Raw genomic sequence first — 3,630 nt, 5'->3', positions numbered from 1 at the left:
GGCGTAAGGGCGAGGCGCAATGGCATCCATTTGAGGATAAACCATGTCCCGATCCATTTGAGCGCAACTGCCGCCAACAAAAATGCTGCATATTCCGCCGTCGTATATTCATGGCGCCACCCGCCCGAAAAGGCATCAATCAGGCCCATGTAAAATTCAGGAGAAGTCGCATAGCTGACCAAGGCAATGAACGCGATCGCACTTGCCCAAGCCATGGCGATATCGTCATAATGGTCCGACAGGTCAGTCACGATCGTGACGATTTCGCCGGTTGTCAGCCGTTCTGCATCCGCGACTGCGGCAACCACTATCGCATGGTCGGTTTCGGTGAATTGACTGATTTTACGTAAGCCCATGTTCAATATTCCTACCAGCCGCCTGAGGCGCCGCCGCCGCCAAAGCTGCCGCCACCGCCGCCAAAGCTGCCGCCACCGCCGCCAAAGCCTCCGCCGCCAAATCCGCCTCCGCCAAAACCTCCGCCACCCCAGATGATCACCGGCCCCATGCCGCTGCGCCGATGCTTACGCCCGCCGCCATTTGTGGAACGGATCATTGGTAGGAACACAAAGAAGATCATGAACAAGATGAAGATAATCGCGCCAAAAGGTATGCCTTTATCACGTTTGTTATATTGCTGTGCCGCGCTTGCTATCTTCGCCGCTTCGTCCGCAGGCAGTTCGAGCTGAGTCACGATGCGGTCAACGCCTGCATTGATGCCACCGGCAAAATCACCTTCCTTAAAGCGCGGGGTGATGTCGTTGCGGATGATTGTGGAAGACAAGCCATCGGTTAGCACGGGCTCAAGGCCGTAACCGACCTCAATGCGCATTTTGCGTTCGTTCGGCGCAACGATCAGGATTGCGCCATTGTCTTTTTCGGTCTCGCCCTTGCCATCCTGCCCGATTGCCCATGCGCGACCAAGTCGGTAGCCGTAATCGGATATCTCATAGCCTTCGAGGCTGGCTAGCGTTGTCACAACCAACTGGCGTTTAGTGCGGGCTTCCAGCCCCTCCAGTTTCGCGCTGAGCGCGGCTTCTTGCTGCGGATCAAGCAAGTTGGCCTGATCAACCACACGGCCGGTCAGTTTTGGAAAATTCTGCGCCACTGCTGCTTGACCGGTGAGGGCCAGCAGCAACGCAATAAGCAGGCCAAGGGCCTTATTCATGTTCAATTCCCGGACAGGATTAGGTCGCTGGCGCCATATCTAGCTTCGGTGCGGATTCTGCACCGGGCGTTGTTGCCTGATAAGGGATCATGGGCTTGGCACCGTGGATGATCTTGGCACCGATGATGTCCGGGAAAGTGCGAATGGTGGTGTTATAGCCACGCACCGCTTCGTTATAATCACGCAAAGTGATGCGTACGCGGTTTTCCTGACCCTCCAATTGATCCTGCAGCTTCAGATAGCCTTCTTGGCTTTTCAGCTGCGGATATTGCTCAACCGAGACCAGCAATCGCGAAAGGCTTCCCGACAACTGGTTCTGCACGCGCTGAAACGCCGCCATTTTTGCAGGATCGTTTAGGTCATTAGGGTTCACTTGAATGTTCGGAGATGTGGCACGTGCGCGTGCTTCAATGACCTCGGTAAGCGTTTTGTTTTCTTGCGCTGCTGCACCTTTCACAACATTGGCAAGGTTGGGGATCAGGTTCGCGCGCTCTTGAAACGCGGCTTGGACATCAGCCCATTTCGCCTTGGCATTTTCTTCGGCCGTGGGAACACTGTTGATCCCGCATCCGGCCAACGAAGCCGCCGCGACGGGTACCAGAAGAAATTTCAAAAAGTTCTTATGCATCTAACGCGCTCCTCCACTTGGCAAACTGCCTATCAATCCAGCCATTTACATGGCGTGTGTTAGGTACATAAGGCGCGCTAAGGCCTTTCGCAATGACTACAGTTGTTTGCGCAATGAATTTTACCAACCGGCTTTGGCGATAAATTCACTTCGCTTTGGCGCTATTATCTGATGTAAAGCGAGGGAGGATTCAGCAGCGGGGGCATTAATGTCGCTCAGGTGACTTTGGCTAAAAGATGATCTTTGGGGAAGTAGGATGAAAAAATGGATATTCGGGGCGTTACTTTTCGTTGCAGCGGCAGCGGGCGGTTTTTGGGTGAGTGCAGACAAGGATATGAAGGCGCTCATATCCCATTTGCCAACGGACTCTAACGTGCTGTTCTGGAGCGTAGAGCAACGCGACGCCGGTTTCCGTACAATGGACCGAATCCCCATCCTTGCAAAGGCCAACGTCATTGCAAAAGGCGATACGGTTTATCCTTTGCCTGCGGGTGAGCCGCTGAAAATCGGCATGGACGTTGATGCCTATATGAAAGCGCAACGCACGGCCGGTCTTGTCATATTGCAGGACGGCAAAGTGCGGATGGAGAAATACGGTCTCGATTTCACGGCGCAGGGCAAATGGACGAGTTTTTCGGTCGCTAAATCCTTTACGTCGACCATGGTCGGCGCGGCGATAAAGGATGGCTATATCAAGAGCATCGATGATAAGGTTTCCGCCTATATCCCGGACCTTAAGGGCTCGGCTTATGACGATGTGACTATCAAGCAACTGCTGACCATGACCTCGGGCGTAAAATGGAATGAGGACTATACCGATCCTAAATCCGATGTTGCTTTGTTCAATTTGCACAAGGCCGAAAAAGGCATGGATGTAACGGTCAGTTACATGCGCAAATTGCCGCGTGAGGCACCAGCTGGAACCAAATGGGTCTATAAAACCGGCGAAACCAATTTGATTGGCGTATTGGTCAGTTCGGCCACGAAAAAGACGCTTTCCAGCTATTTGTCGGAGAAGGTCTGGGCACCATTTGGTATGGAGCAGGACGCAACCTGGCTTTTGGGTTCAACAGGGCATGAAATTAGCGGCTGCTGCATTCAGGCATCGACCCGTGATTACGCGCGTTTTGGCGCATTCATAATGGGCGGTGCAAAAATCAACGGCGTTGGCATTTTGCCTGACGATTGGCTTTCCCCTGCAACAAGTAAGCAGGCGGACATTGGCATGGCCGGCAAAGGCTATGGTTACCAATGGTGGACCTATGACGACGGTAGCTTTGCGGCGCAGGGCATATTTGGGCAGGGCATCTTCATTGATCCCAAGCGCAACCTCGTGATCGCATCGAACAGCAATTGGCCAAAGGCGACTGACCCAGACACCGTTGGCGTTCAACGCGAAGCATTTTATAAAGCGGTTCAGGCTGCTGTCGATACGGAAGCAAAGCCAGTACTGAAGTAAGCATGCTGCGCGCACAATAATTGCGAATATTCGTAATTAGATTGCGCCGCAAGGCATGGAAAAAAGGGCTTTTCTAAGGCCTGATATTAGTTCAGCATGTCATCTTCATGTTTCGTACTTCAGCGGGAGATTTGTCATGGATTTTAAAACGTTTTTGCATGCCGGTAGCAATCGGCGGGCTATGCTTAAGGGCATGGGTGTTGCCGCCGTTGGATTTTCACTGACGGGCGCGCTGGCCGGTTGCGGAGAGAAAGAAGCGGCAAAGCTCGCCAATGGCGAAGAGGCCAAGCTGAACTTCTATAATTGGGACACCTATATTGGTGAGACCACTTTGGGAGATTATAAGGACAGCGCCGGCGTTGATGTGAACATGACCTT

At 52.9% G+C, this 3,630-nt stretch carries 3 protein-coding genes and 2 pseudogenes; 2 read left to right on the top strand and 3 right to left on the bottom strand.

Annotation, left to right across the window (positions count from 1 at the left end; translation table 11 throughout):
• The 3 genes and pseudogenes from ACIQ2T_RS12515 to ACIQ2T_RS12505 form a co-directional block, all read right to left on the bottom strand.
• A pseudogene (locus ACIQ2T_RS12515) lies at positions 1-356 on the bottom strand (hypothetical protein); the annotation flags it as partial.
• An 11-nt stretch (positions 357-367) separates the two neighbouring features.
• The gene (locus ACIQ2T_RS12510) at positions 368-1,165 is read right to left on the bottom strand and encodes a TPM domain-containing protein (protein WP_397591097.1); all 798 of its coding nucleotides are present in this window, start codon (positions 1,163-1,165) and stop codon (positions 368-370) included.
• Between the two features lie 19 nt (positions 1,166-1,184).
• Positions 1,185-1,793: a LemA family protein gene (locus ACIQ2T_RS12505; protein WP_306064157.1), complete on the bottom strand. Its 609-nt coding sequence runs from the start codon at positions 1,791-1,793 to the stop codon at positions 1,185-1,187.
• A 256-nt stretch (positions 1,794-2,049) separates the two neighbouring features.
• Here ACIQ2T_RS12505 and ACIQ2T_RS12500 point away from each other — a divergent pair, with 256 nt between their 5' ends.
• Together ACIQ2T_RS12500 and ACIQ2T_RS12495 are read left to right on the top strand one after the other, a co-directional pair.
• Positions 2,050-3,252: a serine hydrolase domain-containing protein gene (locus ACIQ2T_RS12500; protein ID WP_397591096.1), complete on the top strand. Its 1,203-nt coding sequence runs from the start codon at positions 2,050-2,052 to the stop codon at positions 3,250-3,252.
• 136 nt (positions 3,253-3,388) lie between these two features.
• A pseudogene (locus tag ACIQ2T_RS12495) lies at positions 3,389-3,630 on the top strand (spermidine/putrescine ABC transporter substrate-binding protein); the annotation flags it as partial.

The sequence above is a fragment of the Sphingorhabdus sp. genome, assembly GCF_044357595.1.
Lineage (GTDB): Bacteria > Pseudomonadota > Alphaproteobacteria > Sphingomonadales > Sphingomonadaceae > Sphingorhabdus_B.
The sequence above is the reverse complement of the archived record's forward strand: the minus strand, read 5'-3'. Positions and strand labels throughout refer to the sequence as shown.

What these genes read in the sequence shown, in the direction of transcription:
- ACIQ2T_RS12500 (WP_397591096.1), top strand. Translation starts at nt 2,050, where the DNA reads ATGAAAAAATGGATATTCGGGGCGTTACTTTTCGTTGCAGCGGCAGCG.
- ACIQ2T_RS12510 (WP_397591097.1), bottom strand. Translation starts at nt 1,165, where the DNA reads ATGAATAAGGCCCTTGGCCTGCTTATTGCGTTGCTGCTGGCCCTCACC.
- ACIQ2T_RS12505 (WP_306064157.1), bottom strand. Translation starts at nt 1,793, where the DNA reads ATGCATAAGAACTTTTTGAAATTTCTTCTGGTACCCGTCGCGGCGGCT.